Genomic DNA, 20,185 nt, shown 5'->3' with positions numbered 1-20,185 from the left:
AATGTATGGAGAGTGGGCTATAAAGTCAACACTCTAGCGGGTTTTATCGCCGCCAAAGGATAGTTTATTTTTGATATGGGATTTTTTCAGTAATTTCAACGAAAAATTTATAAATCTAAATAGGGATCTGGTATATTTATTTAGGTGAATTTAAATAAAAATAATTATTAAAAATAAGGTTGTCCTGTGGTGTATAGACGCCCACCATCACGCTTTGGTGTAAATTCGTTGAGTATGAAGCTTTCGCTGTTAATTTCGGCAATTTGTTTAATTGCTGGGATCTGTGCGGCGGTGTTGATGCTAAAGTCAGAAGAAAAACAATTGGTATTTGAAGAACATGAAGTTCTCAAGCATTCCAGCGAACGTCTGATCCGTCAGTTTAATACTCTGGTGAAAACCAAAATTAATATTGCGGAGCAAGCGAATAACGTCGTCTCTAGCCAATTATTCTATAATTCCTCGCAATTGCTCAGTAGCCAAAGTGCGCAGCTCAGCTTTGACCCCGATGGCAGTATTCGCAGCGCCTCTGATGATGGTTTATCTGCGGCTTTTATGCCACAAGATAAGTACTCACCTTTTTATAAAAAACTCATTAATGATTCTGAATCGTTATGGAAAATCGTAGCGCCTACCTTGATCCAAGATTTCTTTAACTTTTATTTAATCACCAAAGATAATTTTATCCGTATTGCGCCACCTAATTGGGCTCTGAATGTTCCAGGCTCTCATCAGTTTATTGATAATCAAAGTTTTAATTACGCTAAAGAAGCGCTTAATCCAACCCGTTCGGCTGTGTGGTCTAAAGTTTACTACGATAAAATTTGGCATAAATGGGTGGTGAGTTTACTGGTGCCAGTTTATCTTGAAAATGAATTTTTAGGTGTTACTGGCAGCGATTTAGCACTCGATACGCTTATTTCGCAATTACCGATCGGTGACAAGGAGCAGCACTTATTTGTTTTTGATAGCCAAGGGCAATTACTTGCTCATCCTGATCTGAATAAAAACCTTTACGAAACCTACGGTAAAGCAGGCAAACCATTACGTACTCATGATTTTGTTAATGGCGATCTACAAGAGCTGATCAATCAGACTATCAAAATGCATTTACCAGAATACGCAGACTCTTTTGTACAAGATGGTGAAACGCACATCATTAATATTCGTAAAGTTGATAATTTAGACTGGTATATTGGTATTTACAAAAAACGTTCATCAGCACTTTCAGCGCTTGAAGAGCTAAAGGTGAAGTTTTTTGGATTGTTTATTTTATATGCCATTTTAGTCGCACTGTTATTACATCAAGCACTTTACCAACTCGTTTTACGCCGTATTCATTCTTTAGTTTATGCGGTAACCAGTTTTGGCAAAGGGCACTTACAAATTGAATTTCCAAAAGAAAACAAAGATGAAATTGGTACTTTAAATGGTTCTTTTCGCGATATGGCGATTGAAATTCGTAAGCTTATTGATGGTCTGAATCAGCGTATTACAGAAAAAGAAATTGCCGAAAAAGCCGCTAACCGATTATCTAAAGCGGTTGCTTTCTCAGGCACGGGCGTAGTGATCACCGATCAAAACTTCGTGATTGAATACGTCAATCCAAAAATGTTAGAAATGACTGGGTTTGAAGAAAACCATTTTATGCAGTCACCGCTATTAAGCATTATCGCCAAAGAAATGGCTATTTTGGTTGATGACATTGATATCGATTTACGCAGCCGAAATTATTGGCGTGGCGATACTTTGATCCAAGGTTTAGATAAAAAGCCAATCTGGGTATCGCTCAGTATCTCACCAATTCGCGAAGACGGTGGCAGCATCACCAGTTATGTTGCCTCAGCACAGGATATTTCGTTTGTTAAAGAAAGCCAGCGAAAAATGGAGCAATTGGCTTATTTCGACACCTTAACAGGGCTGGCTAACCGTACTTTCTTTAGAATGCAATTACGTAAGTCAATGGCGCTTGCAGAGCGTGGCCATTATGCGTTTGCTTTATTCTATTTTGATTTAGATGAGTTTAAGCGTATTAACGACACACTTGGTCATGATGCCGGTGATCAGCTATTAGTTGAAGTTGCTAACCGTTTGAAAAAACGACTGCGTGCGGAAGATACAATTGCCCGTTTAGGTGGCGATGAGTTTGCAGTTTTACTTAGTGGTATTGAGCGTCAAGAGCATGCAATGGATGTCGCTAACACTATTCAAAAAACATTGAATGTGCCAATTATGCTTGGCAATAACGAGGTCATTATTAGTGCTAGTATTGGCATCACAATGGCACCATATGATAGCCAAGAAGAAGACCAGTTATTAAAACACGCTGATTTAGCTATGTATGAGGCCAAAGCTAAAGGGCGCAATACTTATCACTTTTATAGTCAAGAACTTGATGCCGCTGCGAATGAGCGGCTGTTTATTGAAAATGAACTGCGCTTAGCAATCAAAGCTCGGCAATTTGTGATTTTTTATCAACCACAAGTTGATAGTCGCACGCAGCATGTGGTCGGTTATGAAGCCTTGATCCGCTGGTTCCACCCAACTGAAGGGATGATCCCGCCTACCAAGTTTATCCCAATAGCTGAGGCAACAGGTTTAATAGTTGAGTTAGGTGCTTGGGTGCTACAAGAAGCGTGTGAATTTGCAGCAAGATTAGCAGCGCAAGGGCGAGAAAATAATATTTCGATTAACCTCTCTGCTCGTCAGTTTAAAGATGCTAAGTTAGTGCCGTTGTTGGCATCGATTATTAAGAAAACCAAGGTGCCGGCTAAGCAGTTACACCTGGAATTAACCGAAAGCATGCTAATGGGGAATGTGGAAGCGGCAATTTCGCAATTACATCAGTTAAAAGCGCTTGGGGTGTCAATATCGATAGATGACTTTGGCACGGGTTATTCGTCATTGAGCTACTTAAAACGTTTTCCGGTTGATATTTTAAAAGTTGATCGCTCGTTTGTTAAAGATATACCGGATGATCCAAATGACATGGAGATCACTGCGGCAATTATAGCGATGGCACAAAAGCTAAAATTGAATGTGGTAGCCGAAGGCGTTGAGACTATAGAGCAAGTGGAGTTTTTACAAAACAATAACTGCTTTATAGTGCAAGGTTATTACTACAGCCCGCCTATAGCAGAGCAAGATTTGCCAAAGCTATTTGCAAAGCTTGATGATTGAGTTAAACACATGTTTAATCTAACTCAAGTTAGTTAAAATACCAAAAGGCACCATTTAGGTGCCTTTTTGCATTAACCTATCGCGGGGATTAAACCTGCCATCTGCAGCCCTTGGGCGCTGATAATAAGCACGCCGCAAAGCGCCGCTACTGCCAGACCAAAATTACCACCACGCACTGTATAGCCGCCTTTATCGCTGCTACGCTGCTTATAAACCATTGCTACGGGTAAAAACACTGCTAGTACGACTAAAGCGATAGCTGCATAGCCAAGCGCCATAATAAAACCTTGTGGGTAAAACAATGCAAATCCTAATGGCGGGATAAAAGTAATGAGGGCTGTTTTTATCCGATCTTTATTACCATCTCCTTTTTTAAAGGCATCAGCAAAGAAATCAAATAATCCTAGGCTCACCCCTAAAAATGAGGTTGCCAGTGCTAAGTCTGCAAATAGGTTAACTGCAGTGGCAACAGCTGCGTTATTAGCGATACTGGCAATACTTGCCACAAAGCCTGGTAAGCCAGAGCTTTTTAGTAATTCAGCTTGACTCATCATACCTTGGCTGATCAACTGCCAAAAAATGTAAATAACCAGCGGTAAAGCTGCTCCGGCAATCATGACACGGCGTAAGGTTTTAATATCTAAACCAACATATTTAACGATCGATGGGATCGAACCATGAAAACCAAAAGAGGTAAATACCACCGGAATAGCTGATAAAATAAGGCCTTGTTCAATGGGCATTTCGAGTAAATGTTGGCCATGAACATACGGGGTTAACATATAAAATAAGCTCGCCAGTACCACAATTTTGATGCTAAATAACACTCGGTTTAGCTTATCGACCTTACTGGTGCCTAAGGTAACAACTGTGCCTATTACGACAGCTAAAATGACTGAGCCGACTTGCGGCGCAATATCGAGGCTAAAGCCGTTATTTATTTTTTCTTGTAGTTGCGCACCACCACCTGCAATGTAAGCTGAGCAAAGCGCATAGAATAAAAACATCACCGAAAAATTAGCCAGATATTGGCCGCGTTTACCTAACCATGATTTTGCTAACGTATTTAGCGTGGCATCGCGATCAGCATGTTGATGTAATTCGAGCATTAATAATGCGGTATAAGTCATTAACGCCCATATTGAAATAATTAATGCTAATGCGGTTGTAAAGCCAAGTCCCGCAGAAGCGATTGGTAGCGCCAACATCCCTGCGCCGATAGTGGTACCTGCAACAATTAACATGCTGCCTATTGTTTTATTTTTAAGCACTTTTTGCCCCTAAAACATCGTGAGAGGCAGGCAAGATATAACTAGTTGGCACAAACTTAAATAGTTTTGTTACAAATCAAAGAAATTAAATGTAACTTATGATTTACAAGCCATCATTGTGAAGTCAGTTTTTGGTATAAAAACCACTCTAGCAGTTGACTTATTAACCAGTTCTGCTATTCCTATAAATTCAATTTATTATTAAGAATACTATTTACATGCAACAAGTTAACCGAGCCCTAACCATGCGCCCATGGCTGAATCTATCAGTTGTCCGCCCATTGCTGCGCTGCGGTTAAGTTGTTTTTTACTAACCGCGATTTCGAAGCGGTTAGTGCTGTATCTCCTTCCTCTTTGTTATCGCCACTTTGCTAAAAGGATTCGCTTGTGAGCGTTAAAGCATCATATTTTTTAATGGTCTTAATTTGGTCAACAACGCCTTTGGGAATTGTTTGGAGCAGTGAGTCTGTTACACCAACGCTCGCGGTATTGTTACGGATGTCGATAGGATTAGTGCTGGCTGCATTAGTTGTGGCGATTGCTAATATTCGTGTCCCTTGGCACCGTCGTGCGTGTTTTTTGTATGGTTATTCGAGTATCGGTATATATGGTGGCATGCTGTTGAGTTATATGGCAGCTAAAACAGTTCCATCAGGGCTGATATCATTAATGTTTGGTCTGGCACCAATTTTATCTGGTTTATTAGCACAGCGATTACTCAACGAGCCAAAATTCAGCGTTGTTAAACTAATTGCGTTAGCATTTGCGCTATTGGGGTTATTTTTGGTAAGTGAAAAACACATGCAAGGCTCATTGATGCAAATGCAGGGTTTAGCTTACGTATTTATGGCTGTGTACTTTTTTAGTTTAAGTGGGGTGATGATCAAGCGAATAAAAATTGCTATTCATCCAATGGCGACCACATTTGGTGCATTAGTATTTGTTACGCCCTTATTTTTTATTACTTGGTGGTTGTTCGATGGTGAGCTCAATACGAGTACGTGGACAGTAAAATCACTGTGGTCAATTGTGTATTTGGGCGTGTTTGGCTCATTGGTTGGTTCGCTTGCTTATTTTCATGTGTTACAAAAATTACCAGCTAGTACCGTGGCGCTAACCACCTTGATCACACCAAGCTTTGCGATTGGCTTAGGGGGCTGGTTAAATAATGAAGCAATTGATCAACAATTACTTATTGGCGCTGCCATCATATTACTGAGCTTAGCGGTGTTTCAGTTTGGTGATGGTTGGTTGAAAAAAAGAGCCACGTTTAAAAAGCTTAACCCTTAACAACAGTCGTCATGTAGCTAAAAGGCATTACTTCTTTTAGCTACATTTTCTCAATTTGTATCACTAAGCGGCGGTTTTTATCGCGGCCCAAAATATTATCGTTAGTCGCTACGTGACGTTTTTCACCAAAGCCTTGCGTTTCAACTTTAGTTTCATCAATTCCTAGGCTCACCATATATTCTTTGATCGCTTGAGCTCGTTTTTTAGACAGCTCTAAGTTGTTCCAACGACCACCGTAGCTATCTGTGTATGAGTCAATCGAAATAGCCGCAATCGTCGTATCGTACTTTAAATACTCAGCAATTTTATCTAAACGTTGTTTTGATGATTTAGTAAGTTTACTGGTATTTGGTTGATAATTCATAATCGTGAAGGAAATATCTTCAAAGCTGTATGGCAGTAATTCATCGCGGCATTGTAAAAATGCCCAATAGGCTTGTTTAAAATTAATGTTCGATAAGCCAACGGCAATTTTATCGGCACTATTTTGCCAGTCTTGGTAATAAAAAGTAGGTTGGTAGCCTTTTTCAAGCTCGGTCAACATTTCCCATGCCGTTTTGTTACCCAGTTCGCCGTCAAATTTTCGTAGTAATTTCATGTCAGCAATATCACGTGCTGGTAAACCTGCTCGCCAGATTGGCGGGACTGCTTTTAAACCAGCAATACTGTAATTGTCAGGACGGACAACCATATCCAAGTTAAATAGCAGGTCTTTATTTTTGCTCGCGGTAGCGCTGAAAATAGCTTCGCCATAATATGGAACTTCATGATTTAATTGGCATTGTAAGCGAGTTGTTTTTACAACTTCCCATTGTGAGTTATCTGCCGTGGCTGTGTACTGGCGCATTGCAGCGCTGGCCGTATCTGAAAGGCATGCAGTTGCAATGCTTAGACTGATAAACAGCATTGAAAGCTTCATTACGGGATCTCCAACAATTTATTACGCCAATATCTTGGCAAAAGCTGCATTTACAGAGGCTAACAGTCATCAAGGTGTCGTTAGCTAGCTCTAGTTCTAGTTAAGTAAAGCAAGTTATATGCCTAAATGTAAGTGTTAATTTAATCTGTAAAGCGCTAGCCTAGCCACTATGATTTTTGACATAATAGCCAGCTTACTCTGGCAAACCAAGAATACTATGGCAAATACTGAACAAACTCTTTTCGCAAAACGCTTTCGTGGCTTTTTCCCGGTGGTTATTGATGTTGAAACTGCAGGCTTTAATAAAGTAACCGATGCACTGTTAGAAATTGCGGTGTCAGTATTAAAAATGGATGATGAAGGCCTACTCAGTATTGATCATACTGTGCATTTTCATGTTGAGCCATTTGAAGGCGCAAACATTGAACAAGCCGCTATTGATTTTAATGGTATTGATCCTTTCTCGCCATTACGTGGCGCAGTATCTGAAGAGGAAGCGATCAAAGAAATTTGTAAAGTGGTACGTAAAGCTCAAAAAGCTGCGGGTTGTCAACGTTCAGTCATAGTGGCTCATAATGCGGCGTTCGACCATGGTTTTTTAAATGCAGCAATAGAACGTAATAATATTAAGCGTACGCCATTTCATCCGTTTGTTAGTTTTGACACAACCTCATTAGCGGGTTTGGCACTTGGTCAAACGGTACTTGCTAAAGCATGTCGTGCAGCTGGCATTGAATTTGACAACAAACAGGCTCATTCAGCATTATATGACACCGAACGTACGGCAGAGCTATATTGTTTGATAGTTAATCGTTGGCAACAGCTGGGTGGCTGGCCTTTAGCTGCAGAAGTGCCGGAAGATGCAGAGCAAGCTGGTGACAACGAAGACTCAGCCGTTAAAACGACTGAGTAATTTTACCTTCGCTCATTTTAACTAAGTGGGGCGGATAAATACGCGAAAAGTGTTTTGAATCTTTTGCGATTTTTAGCTCCACACCGGGATGCATTAACTCATTAATTTTTAAACGGCTAGTAGCTAAAAGCTGTGCTATTTTTTGTTTTACTAGGTGTTTTTTACGTTTGGTGTTGGCAATACGAATATTAATTTGTTGCTCGCTAGCACTAATTTTGTCTAAAAATAATTGTCGTTTTGCTGGTGCTGGAATTTTAACTGCTTTTTTACGTGCTTGCTTTAATGCTGCGGATTTAGTGGCTAACAGTTTTTCAAAATCGGCAATTTGCAATTGTTTTTGTCTCAAGTCATGCCAATACTGCGCGATGAAAACTCGGGTTTTTGTGCCCGATGGGGCACCTAGCTCTCCGGTTTCAATTCGCATGGCATCTAAAATATTGCCGCCAATAATTTTACCGCGCGGATTATTTGCTTTACCAACGCGGATCAACCGCCGAGCACTCAAGTCACAATGTAATGCTTGTCGTTCAATAAAGAGATCTTGTTCGCTATGAATATGGCAATACTGGGCATAGCCAATTGAAATAGTCCGAGCGGCTTTAATTTTGCAAGTAAACGCTTCGTCATTTTCACGCTTACGACCAATTGCACCGAGCATAATTGTGACCGCACTGGCACTTTCGATCTGGCCTGATTCAACAAATCCCAATACCGTGATATCACCACTGGCACGCACGTGCATACCATCTTTTATATCGCCACTGATAATTACGCTGCCGTCAAAATCAACATGACCGGTGCCAATATCAACATTATCAAAACACAACACGTCATCAACGCGCATGCCACGAGGGAGGGCGACAGGCACACCTTTACAATCTGCAATCAGTACATTGGGATTAGTTGGATCGAGTTTAGTGCCTTCAAATGGTTGTAATGGTAGATCTTTACCTGGTATGGCGGGCAGCACATCACCAAATACCGTATAACCATCTTCCCCAGGAGTTGCAGCAACACGCTGCATTAGAGGTGTGCCCGGTTTTACAGTGATGATCGCGCCTAAATTGCGCATATCGACCTTACCACCTTCTTTTGCTTGTGGACTCAATACACGATCTTGTGCTGTAGCGCACAAACGTACAAATTTAGCGTCGCTGCCTTCTTTTGGTCTACGACCATGAGCAACAATCGCTTTATAGGAAACATCCGCAGGCTTGTCAAATTGCTGACCTAAAAAATTGTCCAGTGCACGAGTGCTAATGCCATGTAATACGCCAGCATCAACGAGTGCTTCGCGAGCCTTGTCAATCGACATTAAGGCCCCACCTTTAGCTGTGGTTAATGTTGCTTCAGCGACCATATTTTTTTCATCAACCTGAATGAATATCGACGCATCGAGTGCACGAGCAACAATTAAAGAATCATCCTGATAGTTTTTGCTCGGTGAGAATAACTTACCAATATTTGCACTGACTATATCGAAGTCAGCGAACGGGGACTGTTCGATTAGCTCAATAAGTTGCGCGCTAGTCACTGGGAAACCACTATTTTTAGGGTGCTCAAGCAGTGACACAAAACCCGTTACAGGGTTATGTATAAACAACGACATTTATCGATTTCCTATGTAATATGCCTGTTTTTATTATTTTTATTTAGATGCTTTAATTTACATGCTGCTCGACTAAACCGTTTTTGGGTATTTTCAAACTAACACGCTGCTGAGCATAACCCCTAAGCAATGTTAAGTAAATGTTATTTTATTGTTTGGTGCAATGAAGAGGATTAACATATATTTGCATATTTAATCAGCAACGCCATAGCAATATAAAATAAAGCATAAAAGGGCCTTGAGTATCAGCGCGTTACTCGGTTATACTGGCTGCACGCTCTGAATGAGTTTACTAATTCAGGGGCTGATTAGGATTCGACGGAATTCAAGAAGCCCAAGGTGCATGTCGAGGTGCGGTTTGCCTCGTTAAAAAGCCGCAATTTAAAGTAATCGCAAACGACGATAACTACTCTCTAGCAGCTTAGGCTGGCTAGCGCTCCTTCCATGTATTCTTGTGGACTGGATTTTGGAGTGTCACCCTAACACCTGATCGCGACGGAAACCCTGGCCGGGGTTGAAGCGCTAAAACTAAGCGGCCTCGCCTTTACTTACCGTGTTTGTCCGGGACTTAAAGGTTAATTAAATGACAATACTAAACATGTAGTACCGACGGTCGAGGCTTTTCGGACGGGGGTTCAAATCCCCCCAGCTCCACCAATATCGGTTTTTAAATTCGTTGATTTAAAAACCCTAAAAAACCCACCAATTTGAGCAATCAGGTTGGTGGGTTTTTTTATGGATTTCATTTATATAAAACAGCGGGTTTTCTGTACAAATAAAGTTTTAAAGTGCTATTTTAATAACCGCAAGTCAATTTAACTACCTAAGTAATGAATATAAATAATGCCTAAATACACACCGCCTTTTACCCTCAGCAACAAAATACTGACCCTAGTTGCGCAGATTAGTGAGCAAATAGGAAGGTTAACCATACAGCAAGAGCAAGAGAAACTGCTGCGGTTGCGTAAAGTTAATCGTATGCGCACTGTACAGGGGTCACTGGCAATTGAAGGCAGCACCTTAACACAACAGCAAATTACCGCGATACTCGATGGCAAACGAATAATTGCACCACCTAAAGAAGTACAAGAAGCACATAATGCAATCAGTACCTACGATGCACTTGCACAATGGCAACCAGCAAATAGTAAACACCTACTAGCAGCACACCTGTTGATGATGAAAGGTTTAGTTAAAGACGCTGGCATGTATCGCCATGAAGGTGTTGGGGTGATGTCCGGTGAGCAAGTTGTACACATGGCACCCCAAGCTGATCGCGTAGCAAAGTTAATGGCAGAGTTACTTGATTGGTTAGCCAATTGCGATGTTCATCCTCTTATTGCCAGTTGTGTATTCCATTATGAATTTGAATTTATTCACCCGTTTTCCGATGGCAATGGCCGAATGGGGCGTTTATGGCAAACACTAATTTTGTCTAAGTGGCATGAGGTGTTTGTGAATATTCCTGTAGAAAGCATGGTGCATCAACATCAAGACGACTACTACCTCGCCATTCGCCAAAGCACCCAGCAAACCGATAGCGCTCCATTTATTGAGTTTATGTTACAAATGATTTTTGATGCAATAACGGAGGCTAAAACGTCAGAAATTGAGGGATTAAATGCGGGTTTAAATGCGGGTTTAAAACTATCTGACGTTGATAAAGACATTTTGGCGTTTATTGAGCAAGACTGCTGTATCACCAATGCCCAGCTTGCTGAAAAATGTGGCAAGTCACAAAGTACCATTGAAAGGCGAATTAAGCTGTTAAAAGATGGAGGATTGATAACACGCGTTGGCGCTAAGAAAACAGGGTATTGGGAGGCTAACAGCTAGTAAATAGTTATAGTAAATAATACCGATATTAATTTTCCTAAAGGGCAGTGTAGCCATGTTTTAAGGCATACTTTTGCGAGTCATTTTATGATGAACGGAGGTAATATTTTAGTGTTGCAGCAGATACTTGGTCATGCAAAGATTGAGCAAACTATGGTTTACGCTCATTTTGCAGCAAGTCATTTGGAAGATGCTATAAAGTTTGAGCCAGTTTTAGAGCCATAGCCTTACTTAAAATCAATGAACATTTCACCAACCACTGTTTCAGGCAATTCATCGATACTGTAAAAATCAAATATTTTTAACCACTTCGTTCCAACATTACATAAAAACATCATTAAAAGTTGTTCTCTACCATCAGATAATTCGATTGTTAAAGTGTTTCTATCATGGTGAGATTCTAATATTTCACCTTTAAAATTAATGGCCTGAAATTTTGCGATATCTTTAGATACTTGTTGAACCGTAGAGCCTGAACCAGAGCGAAGTCCAAAATGTTTTGAAGAGTTCGCTATGCTCTACAATGTTCTAGATAAATAGATTCGCTACAGTAAGCCATTGTTTTAAATAACTACCTGTAACAGTCGAGGCTTTTCGGACAGGTAACTCTTCAGCTCCACCAAATATGAAATGGGTTCTCATAGCACTACTTTTTTGTAGATTAAATACAAAAATAATAGTTCCCATGAATCACAGTTCGTCATTTAAATTTTTGACAAATTAACAATCGTAACCTAAAGATAGATTATATTAACTTTTAAAGACAAGGATGTACTAATGGCTAATTTAATTATTTGCTGTGATGGAACTTGGAATAACCCTCGCCAGGAAGATAATGGCATACCCGCACCCACAAATGTTGTAAAGCTTTACCATGCTTTAGCAAAAGAAGATGGCATGGGAGAATCACAGAAGGCATATTACCACCCAGGGCTTGGCGGAGAAGAAACCGGTTTAAAAAACTCTATTATTGATGGAGCTTTAGGGAAAAGCATTAAGCGCCATATTTGTAGTGCTTATTATTGGTTGGCAAATAACTATTGCGATGGTGATAATGTTTATATTTTTGGCTTTAGCCGTGGGGCGTTCACAGCTAGAAGCTTAGGCGGGTTACTTCAATTAGGGCTGCTTGATTTTAGTTTGCTCGAAGGCAATGAACAGTGGGAATATGTTCATAAGCATTTTGATAACTATAAATCAGGTGTTGAAACTATTAAACCCAGCAAGTTTTTAAATCAGAAAGCTGCTCTGCCAATTCATTTCATTGGTGTATGGGATACCGTAGGGGCGTTAGGTATTCCAAATGATATGGAGCTTTTTAACTTACTAGATAACCCCGCTTCATGGCGCTTCCACGATACCAATCTTGGCGAACATATAAATATTGCTAGGCATGCAATGGCTATGGATGAAAAAAGGAGTAGCTTTTGTGTAACTCGTTGGTCTAAGTATTCAGATGATCGTAACGTTAAAGAAAAATGGTTCTCTGGTGTGCACTCTGATGTGGGCGGCGGATATAGCGATACTGATTTATCAGATATAGCGCTTGAATGGATGTTATATGAAGCAACAGATGCTGGGCTAGTTTTTAGAGACGGGGTTTTTGAACAATTAAAACCAAACCCTGCTGGGGTATTACACAACTCTTATAAAGGTATGTTTGCTAAGTTCAGATCAAGACCTCGAAATGTAGACTGTGTTGTTGCTGATAACCAAGAGAACTTCCATGAAAGTGTGTTTCAACGGCAAGCAGTCTCGCCGATAGAACATCCGGAATATTGGCCAACAATAAAGTTAGCAATTGATGAATCAACGCCAGTAAATATTTTTGCAAAACAACATTGGACTCCAACCTATATTTATATGAAAAAAGGTGAGCGATATATATTTGAAGCTGATGGAAGTTGGCAAGATAGCAAAGATGTATGCAACTGGTTAGGAACAGAAGACGGAAAGTTAACAGCTGGCGATATTATTAGGTTTGCATCTTCTATTTGGGGGATGACAGAGCGCAAATTTAAGCAAGCGACAGAAAATAGGTCTACAGACTTTTGGGGAACCAAGCGTGTAGAGCATATGCCTTGGTTCATAGCTGTGGGTTGCATTGCAAATGACTCGAACCAAGAAAAAGCTGTAACAAATGATGGTAGTCCTCATCCGCATCAATATGTTGCACTACCTAGATATCAAGAAAAATCTAATGCCTTGAAAATCGAGTCTTCAGGATATTTTTATGCTTTCCCAAATGATGTTTGGTCTCTGTACCGTAATAATCAAGGAAGTATTCAACTTAAAGTAAAACGCGTTTCATAGGTGTTTAGAAATGGATAATTCGGTTAATATTGTAGACGTTTTTCAAATGTTTCAGGTTCAATACTCCCAAGTTGATAAATTATGGAACTACTTTGGGATCATTAGCTTAGCCGTTGCAGGGTTTACCATTGGTAATGAAAAAGCAACCCGAACAATCAGAGAACCTATAGCCATTGTTATTGGCTATTTAACTTTTTGTGTAGGCAACTATATTGCTTTGATTGATGGTCACAAATTCCTAGTCGTTCTAGCTGATAAATATAATGAAATGGCGAGTTCTTATGCTCTTAACTATTTAGAAGTAAGTCCAGCCCTAGATATTACTCTGTTTTACATTTTTGTTGTCATTACGTTTACGATAGCTATTTTAGTTGTCTCATATTCGAGGCTCAAACTTAGGCACCATTAGAAAGGCTAAATTTTACTTTGGCCTACTCAATACATTAGATATGGATAAAAACCAACTAACAGCATCGATGATGGGTTTATTCTCAGTATCAATGGTGTCGATAATGTGTTTATGCAGCCGTTTTTTATGCCCGACGAAGATTGCGCGCTTTTTATAAAATTGGCTGGCAAATTCTAGGGCCGTATTAAATAGGATTTCACTGTCGGGCGGGCTTGCTCGATAATATGCTCAGTGGCAAGTTCGTTGATATTGGCGCTAAGAAAACGGGGTGTTGGCAGGTTAATTCAACTTTTTAATATTAAATAAGTGCGTTATTCAATATAGAACATTTCAATCATCTCACAGCCTTTTTTGCCTTAACAGCTAAATTTATATAGTATCAATTGTTAAATAACGGATTAGCTGAGTCTTATAAAAAATGGAATTATATGTCACTCTCTAACAGGCCAAAATTCCTCCATAATTTAGACTTAAGAATCAAATACGTATTTGAAGTAAAAGTAGTAATTCAATTGCGATTGCTTTTACTTCAAAGGTTAAACCCACTTACTTTTTAGGATGAAATGTATGGCGTCAAGAGATGCTGTTATTAACAAAAATGATAAGCGACATAATAACGGCCCTATAGATAAAGATGTTGCTATAGATGAAATTGACTTTTATCTTGCTAAATACACTAAAAGGGTGACTAATTTCGAAGCTAAAAAAAAGATTAATGAAAGGTTCACGTTTGTATCGCTTGTAATTGTCTTGCTATCAGCTGGTTTAATCTACTCACCATTCTTATTTGGTGTTGATGTTTTAGAGTATGGCTACTCAAGGTTGATTTTCAGTCTGTTTCTCAGTACTGCAGGTATGATTTTATTTGTTAGCTACTTGGTTAATAGACTTAAAGGCTACACTAGAGCATGGAGCAGAAATCGTTTGATGAAAGAGCAGCTTGGAATCTTAGCACGAGAATATCGTTTAAGTATTCGAGGCAAAAAACTTCCCACAGATCGTGAATATATAAACATTGAGCAAGAAAATATATTATCTAAGTTATTCGAACTTGAATCAAAAAATAGAGTAGAGACACACGCAGATATAGTTGGTGATTACATAGCAGCACATGAAGGTGTGTTTGGCTGGGTTAAGGGACTAAGGAAATAATAAAAATGACAACTAATTATATTTTAGACATAAGCAAAGAAGAATACAGGGATGATTATGCTGATGGTGAAAATGGTGAGTTATGGCAAATATACGCTAAGCAACAGCTAATTAGTGATTTAGAATCAATCTTAAGTGACGCTAAAAAATATAAACAGTTTAGAAGAAGTAATGCAAATCCTAATCACAAAAAAACTTGGCTATCTCATAATGCGATTTTAGTTAGTAGCCCTAGAGGAACAGGCAAGACTGTTTTTTTACGAAATAGTAAGAGTATGTGGGAGGCTGGAAGCACCAAAAAAGATGAACTTTATTTTTTAGATGTAATAGACCCTACTATGTTGATGGCAAATGACTCTTTTTCAAATGTGATAGTTGCACAAATTTATCAAGTAGTTAGTGACAAGCTAAGTCAAAATAATTGCTGTGATGAGGGAAATAGAAAATTACGAGAAACTTTCCACAAGAGCTTGAAGCAACTCGCAGAATCTATGGGTAAAAACGTCGAATTTAATGGCTTAACGGGTATTGATAAGGTTCTTAAGTATAGCTCAGGGATACAACTGGAGAATAACTTCCACCTCTTCGTAGAGTCTGCAATAGCAATTTTAGGATGCAATGCGATTGTTGTAACTATTGATGATGTAGATATGGCATTAGATAGAGCGTTTGAAGTTGTTGATGATGTAAGGCGCTTCTTAGGGTGTCCGTATTTAATACCTATAGTTAGCGGTGATATTAAGTTATATGAACATATGACTCAAACACATTTCGATGAAAAAGCTTATGATAATTCAACAAAAGATGAACAACTAAAAGATAACGGTCAAGAGTTAAGTAAAGAGCTTACAACAGCATATTTGACGAAGGTATTTCCTGCTTCTATGCGTATAGGGTTGTTTTCAATTGAAAGGATATTACCTAAGCTCAATATTTTTGATGGAGAAGAGCAAGTAACATATAAAAATTATCGAGAAGAGCTTCTAAATCGTTTTTATTTTTTATGTCATAACCGTGATGCCAGAAGATATTGGTCTGATCCAGAATCAGCACGCGAGTTATCTCAATTAGTGCGAGTTATAAAACCTAAAGTGCTTCGAGAAAATAACAATGATATAAAAGAAATTGGATTACATAATAGCTTTAAAAATTGGGCAGCTTTAAAAAAGAGTGGTGAACTATTTGCGTATTCTGAATCTGCTATAGCATGGTTACATGAGGGGGAAACTAACGAAAATTTTGATATTCGAAAATTACTTGCTTTTAATATTAAGAGACAGACTGATAAAGTGGCTTTCCCATGGTCTAAGTACGATGTCTTGGCTGCGCAAATAGAAGCTTTGGACTCTTTGCCCGAACAAGGCGGAAAAGGTTATAAAAATTTAGAACTACTGAAAAGTAGTTTCAAAAAAGATTTGACATGTCTTAAAGCAATGCCGCCAATGGAGTTTCTGGTTAATGATTTTTGGATAACTATCCCAACAATCAAAAATAGCAAACAAATAAAAATAAATAACATTGAAGATAATGAACTCCTTTTAGAAGCAAAAAAATTAGGTGAGAATTGGCAGGGTGAGAATATTTTTCAACACACTGCAGAGCAGCTATTACTAGATGTATATACAGACTCAAGCCTTTACAGTACTTTAAATAATAGTTTTAATTTCTTGTTTTTTAGTCGAGCTTTTGAGTTAATTTTTTATTCATTAAAACGCGAGGAAAACTTAGGGTCTTTACTACTCAATATCTACCAAATTTTAAGGAGAAAGCCATTTTATAGTGTTGTTTCAATGGCTGACACAAAAATAGCTTTTGATGGTGAAGAAGAAGAGCTTTCATTTTCTGAAGATAGCACCTTAATCAGTTCAACATTGGTTTTGAGTGCAAAAATTCGAGAGTGGAGAGAAGTTCATAAAGGCCTGTTTAAAGAAGTTAATGCCATTAAGTTGATACCTATTTTTTCATATTGTTTTAATAGTGTACTAACCGCTATGAATGTGATTAAAGGTAATTATAGTAGGGCAAAAAATAAGAAAGATACCTCAGAAGCCTTTAGAGATGAGTATTTAACGGATATGGTCATTCGTTTTAAGTATAATTTTTTGAACTCAATTTTAAGAGCAGGGATTTTTGGTGAAGCAGTTTATGCGAATGTTTTAATTGGCGCTAAATCATCAACTGTAAGAGATGAAGGTAACCTAAAAAGCTTTGAAAGAACTTATCAACGAAATTTAAAATTGGTAGAGGAAGAATTGAGTGGTTTTGAAGGTAGTAAAAATAAAAAAACTCAGCTTCTACATGTTATTCAATTGCATAATGCTATATCGGAGCATCCCATATTTAATTTTTTAGATACTGAAAGTATTCAAAAATTATTGAAAATTGGTAATAAGGATAGTGATTCAGTAACAGACAGTAGTGATAAAAAAACAAGTAAAAACTTTAACTTCAAAAGTTTAAGTTCAAATCTTGATATTCTAGAACAGTGTGAATTTGAACTAAGTCACCTTATTGGAGATGCTTACCAAAATATTGCGATCATTATAAGTAACTTTATTAATGGAAGGATTACTAGAGAAGAAACTATCCGCACCAAGTTACAAAAACTAAGAGATAGTGAAGATGGAAGATTACCAGTGGGTGAAGTCTTACTTCCAATCCAGCAGGCTATAAATGAGTTTGATGGTAATTTATTTATGAGTGAGGATTTTCTTTCTATCGATGATATAAGGTTAAAAAATACTTTACTTGCAGTCTCAAAAATGGAACTGAATAATGATTAAGGCTAGTGATGGATCTATTGTTGCAGCTGCATTTCTTTCATCGGATCGTTTCATATCTACTGAAAGCACTGATAGCAAAGAAGAGTTAGCTAGAGCTATTTTAGACTATCAACCTTATATAAAAAGAAGATTACGAACTGATGATGTGAAAGCTATTGTTGAGCAAATGTATGATAATCATAGCTTTTGCTTTAACTCATTTTTAACGAACCTTAATCTTGAATATTTACAATGGAATGGTGATCGCTTTATTGTCAAACCGGAAAAGTTATCAGAGTGGTTAGAATTGTTATCATTAATAGATGGTACTTGGATAATTGCTCAAGGGTATGCAGATTTGTGTAAACAACATCAATTTGGCGCTCAAGAACTATCCAATTGCATTGAGAAGAATCAATGTCCTTTTGCGTTACCACAAGATCAAATAGGTAACCAGTTTGCTGACAACCATGTGCATTTAGGCGGGCATGGTTATTTAGGGCCAAGTTTGTTAAGTTTTTGCTTATACGGTAACACTATAAATCAAGAATTCATGTGGCCAACTAGATCAGAATACTCTTTATATGAAAGTGGTTACTTATCCAAAGCTAGTTTGGTAAACGAGGTGGGTATTTTGGCCGATGATACCGCCTCACGTTTATTTTATTCCGACAGAAGCATGGAAAGTGTGAATGGTGTCTGCATCTTTCAAGGTAAAACGCTGGATGCGATAGATCAGTTTCCTAATGTTAGTGAAGCCCAGAAGTTTATAAGTAGAAGTAGTTGTTTGAGTCAATCTTCTGTTAAGCGCTGGTTGTTATACACCACAGGACTACTTACTGATAATTCACAAAATAGTTCACTTATTAAGTTAATTCGTTTATGTAACATTTTACGAAATTACATGATTGTGTCCGGTGTTGGTTTGAGTCAGTTTGTCGAAGTTTCACGCTTTGGTATGAGAAGATCTAGAAGCGAACAGCAGAATAAAGAGCAAATCGATAATTTTGAAGCTGACATTGATAATCGAACTTTTCGTGAATTTCGAGTGATTCCAAAATTTGTTTTAGGGAATAAAAAAAATAAACCAGTAAACCCTAAATATTTTGAAAAGGCATTGAAGTATATATTTGAGCGCACTTTAGCAGAGAATACTCATTTTGTAATACATTTTACTCGTAGTGGTAATCGTCAAGACAAGTTGCAAGAGGACTTTCGGACGCAAATTAAAAATCAAGTTGAGTATCTGCAAGACTTTTCAAGCTCGGTAACTTTTTCAGAAAAAGAGTTAGCCAGCTCTCAGCTATTAAATGAAGTAATAAACACATCGTTAGATCTTAGAAAAGCAATTCGGGGCTATGATGTTGCTGGGAATGAAAATGAACTTCCCATAGAGGTATTTGCCCCTGCTTTGAGGCGTTTAAGGGATTGTAAAATACCCACAAAAGGTTTAATGAGCAATCGTTTATCCAAACCATTTATTACAGTGCATGCAGGAGAGGACTTCAGCCATTTACTTTCGGGTATGAGATCTATTGATGAGTCAGTTGTGTTTTGTGATTTTCAAGTTGGGGATAGAGTCGGGCACGCTTTGGCTTTAGGTGTCTGCCCAACAAGTTGGGCAAAACGTCAGCAGACGGCTTATTTAACTGTGGGTGAGCATTTAGATAATTTAGTATGGAGTCACCAGAAAGCGCTTACAGTCATACAGTCAGTCCCTAACTTGGTTGGGGTTCTACATTTACTACAGGAAAAAATACACTATTGGAGTGAGTTTCTTTATGGTGAAGCTCAACCTCCAAAGCGCTTATATGATGCTTGGTTATTAAGACGTAACTGCCCAGTAGTTTTAAACATAAGCCAAAGAGATGCTTTTAATGCACCTGTGATAAATCCGAACGATCCGTTATATAGTGGCTGGGTACTCGATTTTTATAATAAGACTGATGCTTGCGTGCAAGCTAAGCATATCGATTTATGGCAAACATACTTATTTGCTGAATTAGATAAAAATTATACAAAACGACGCGAAAAAATTGTAAAAATTGACTGTCTTGGTAAGAGTAGTCCTAAAACTTTCGGCTACGAGCATGGCAGCTACTTTGACTCAGTATCTCTTTCAGAGCTTGATTTATATGAAGCCATTCAAGACTGGTCTATGGAATATTATGCAGCTAAAGGCGTAATCATTGAGGCTTGCCCGACCTCTAATATCTATATTGGCCGATTTGAACACTATCACGAACACCCTATTTTTAGGTGGGACCCACCAGAGCAAGAGTGGCTTAAGCAAGGTGAAAAGTACAATCGCTTTGGCTTGAGAAAAGGGTCTGTCACTGTATGTATTAATACTGATGATGCTGCGCTAATGCCAACCACAATACAAAATGAGCACCGAGTACTCCAAAAAGCGGCTGTTGAGCATTTTAACGTTGGCGTTAATAAAGCGGAAGATTGGATAGAACGAGTCCGAAGGAAAGGTGTAGAGATTTTTAAGGCTAATCACTTAGATTGGGTGAATAAGTAATTATTTA

General features: G+C 38.4%; 12 protein-coding genes, 1 other RNA gene and 1 pseudogene. 11 read left to right on the top strand and 3 right to left on the bottom strand.

The annotated features are described in order from the left end of the window. Positions 1-186: 186 nt before the first annotated feature. Entirely contained in the window at positions 187-3,177 is a 2,991-nt protein-coding gene (locus H5163_RS03755) for an EAL domain-containing protein (RefSeq protein ID WP_145237174.1), read from the top strand. 71 nt (positions 3,178-3,248) lie between these two features. Here H5163_RS03755 and H5163_RS03750 read toward each other — a convergent pair whose 3' ends face one another. Continuing rightward, positions 3,249-4,448, bottom strand: coding sequence for an aromatic amino acid transport family protein (locus H5163_RS03750; RefSeq protein WP_182734393.1), 1,200 nt, complete (start codon positions 4,446-4,448; stop codon positions 3,249-3,251). A gap of 387 nt (positions 4,449-4,835) precedes the next feature. Between H5163_RS03750 and H5163_RS03745 the strand changes: the two genes are divergently transcribed. Further along, the gene (locus H5163_RS03745) at positions 4,836-5,738 is read left to right on the top strand and encodes a DMT family transporter (protein ID WP_182734391.1); all 903 of its coding nucleotides are present in this window, start codon (positions 4,836-4,838) and stop codon (positions 5,736-5,738) included. A 40-nt stretch (positions 5,739-5,778) separates the two neighbouring features. Here the strand turns inward: H5163_RS03745 and H5163_RS03740 are convergent, their stop codons facing one another. After that, a complete protein-coding gene (locus H5163_RS03740) occupies positions 5,779-6,657 on the bottom strand; it encodes an OmpA family protein (RefSeq protein ID WP_145237165.1) in 879 nt (292 codons plus the stop codon). 217 nt (positions 6,658-6,874) lie between these two features. On the opposite strand from H5163_RS03740, the gene rnt reads away from it, so the two are divergent. Then, complete coding sequence (gene rnt, locus H5163_RS03735; RefSeq protein WP_145237162.1) at positions 6,875-7,570, top strand: ribonuclease T; 696 nt, start codon at positions 6,875-6,877, stop codon at positions 7,568-7,570. Here the strand turns inward: rnt and H5163_RS03730 are convergent. Further along, positions 7,554-9,179 (bottom strand): DUF342 domain-containing protein, encoded by a 1,626-nt coding sequence (locus tag H5163_RS03730; RefSeq protein WP_182734389.1) that lies wholly within the window; start codon positions 9,177-9,179, stop codon positions 7,554-7,556. The two genes, rnt and H5163_RS03730, sit on opposite strands and share 17 nt — an antisense overlap. A gap of 300 nt (positions 9,180-9,479) precedes the next feature. Here H5163_RS03730 and ssrA point away from each other — a divergent pair. The 8 genes and pseudogenes from ssrA to rdrB all read left to right on the top strand — a co-directional run bounded on the left by ssrA (position 9,480) and on the right by rdrB (position 20,178). Beyond that, positions 9,480-9,836: a transfer-messenger RNA gene (gene ssrA / locus H5163_RS03725) on the top strand. A 186-nt stretch (positions 9,837-10,022) separates the two neighbouring features. Beyond that, positions 10,023-11,015, top strand: coding sequence for a Fic family protein (locus tag H5163_RS03720; protein ID WP_182734387.1), 993 nt, complete (start codon positions 10,023-10,025; stop codon positions 11,013-11,015). Between the two features lie 27 nt (positions 11,016-11,042). Then, positions 11,043-11,240: pseudogene (locus H5163_RS03715) on the top strand (tyrosine-type recombinase/integrase); the annotation flags it as partial. A 552-nt stretch (positions 11,241-11,792) separates the two neighbouring features. Next, the gene (locus tag H5163_RS03710; protein WP_182734385.1) at positions 11,793-13,328 is read left to right on the top strand and encodes a DUF2235 domain-containing protein; all 1,536 of its coding nucleotides are present in this window, start codon (positions 11,793-11,795) and stop codon (positions 13,326-13,328) included. Between the two features lie 10 nt (positions 13,329-13,338). Then, on the top strand, positions 13,339-13,737 hold the full coding sequence (locus H5163_RS03705; protein WP_182734383.1) for a hypothetical protein: 399 nt from the start codon (positions 13,339-13,341) through the stop codon (positions 13,735-13,737). A 567-nt stretch (positions 13,738-14,304) separates the two neighbouring features. Further along, complete coding sequence (locus H5163_RS03700; RefSeq protein WP_182734381.1) at positions 14,305-14,889, top strand: hypothetical protein; 585 nt, start codon at positions 14,305-14,307, stop codon at positions 14,887-14,889. A 5-nt stretch (positions 14,890-14,894) separates the two neighbouring features. Continuing rightward, positions 14,895-17,672 (top strand): hypothetical protein, encoded by a 2,778-nt coding sequence (locus tag H5163_RS03695; protein ID WP_182734379.1) that lies wholly within the window; start codon positions 14,895-14,897, stop codon positions 17,670-17,672. After that, complete coding sequence (rdrB, locus tag H5163_RS03690) at positions 17,665-20,178, top strand: antiviral RADAR system adenosine deaminase RdrB (protein WP_182734377.1); 2,514 nt, start codon at positions 17,665-17,667, stop codon at positions 20,176-20,178. The genes H5163_RS03695 and rdrB overlap by 8 nt, the downstream gene beginning before the upstream one ends. Positions 20,179-20,185: the final 7 nt, after the last annotated feature.

The sequence above is a fragment of the Pseudoalteromonas sp. SG44-8 genome (assembly GCF_014164125.1).
In the GTDB taxonomy this organism is placed as follows: domain Bacteria; phylum Pseudomonadota; class Gammaproteobacteria; order Enterobacterales; family Alteromonadaceae; genus Pseudoalteromonas; species Pseudoalteromonas rhizosphaerae.
The sequence above is the reverse complement of the archived record's forward strand: the minus strand, read 5'-3'. Positions and strand labels throughout refer to the sequence as shown.

Coding starts and splice junctions, on each gene's coding strand:
- H5163_RS03700 (WP_182734381.1), top strand. CDS start 14,305: ATGGCGTCAAGAGATGCTGTTATTAACAAAAATGATAAGCGACATAAT.
- H5163_RS03720 (WP_182734387.1), top strand. CDS start 10,023: ATGCCTAAATACACACCGCCTTTTACCCTCAGCAACAAAATACTGACC.
- H5163_RS03740 (WP_145237165.1), bottom strand. CDS start 6,657: ATGAAGCTTTCAATGCTGTTTATCAGTCTAAGCATTGCAACTGCATGC.
- rdrB (WP_182734377.1), top strand. CDS start 17,665: ATGATTAAGGCTAGTGATGGATCTATTGTTGCAGCTGCATTTCTTTCA.
- H5163_RS03730 (WP_182734389.1), bottom strand. CDS start 9,179: ATGTCGTTGTTTATACATAACCCTGTAACGGGTTTTGTGTCACTGCTT.
- H5163_RS03695 (WP_182734379.1), top strand. CDS start 14,895: ATGACAACTAATTATATTTTAGACATAAGCAAAGAAGAATACAGGGAT.
- H5163_RS03705 (WP_182734383.1), top strand. CDS start 13,339: ATGGATAATTCGGTTAATATTGTAGACGTTTTTCAAATGTTTCAGGTT.
- rnt (WP_145237162.1), top strand. CDS start 6,875: ATGGCAAATACTGAACAAACTCTTTTCGCAAAACGCTTTCGTGGCTTT.
- H5163_RS03710 (WP_182734385.1), top strand. CDS start 11,793: ATGGCTAATTTAATTATTTGCTGTGATGGAACTTGGAATAACCCTCGC.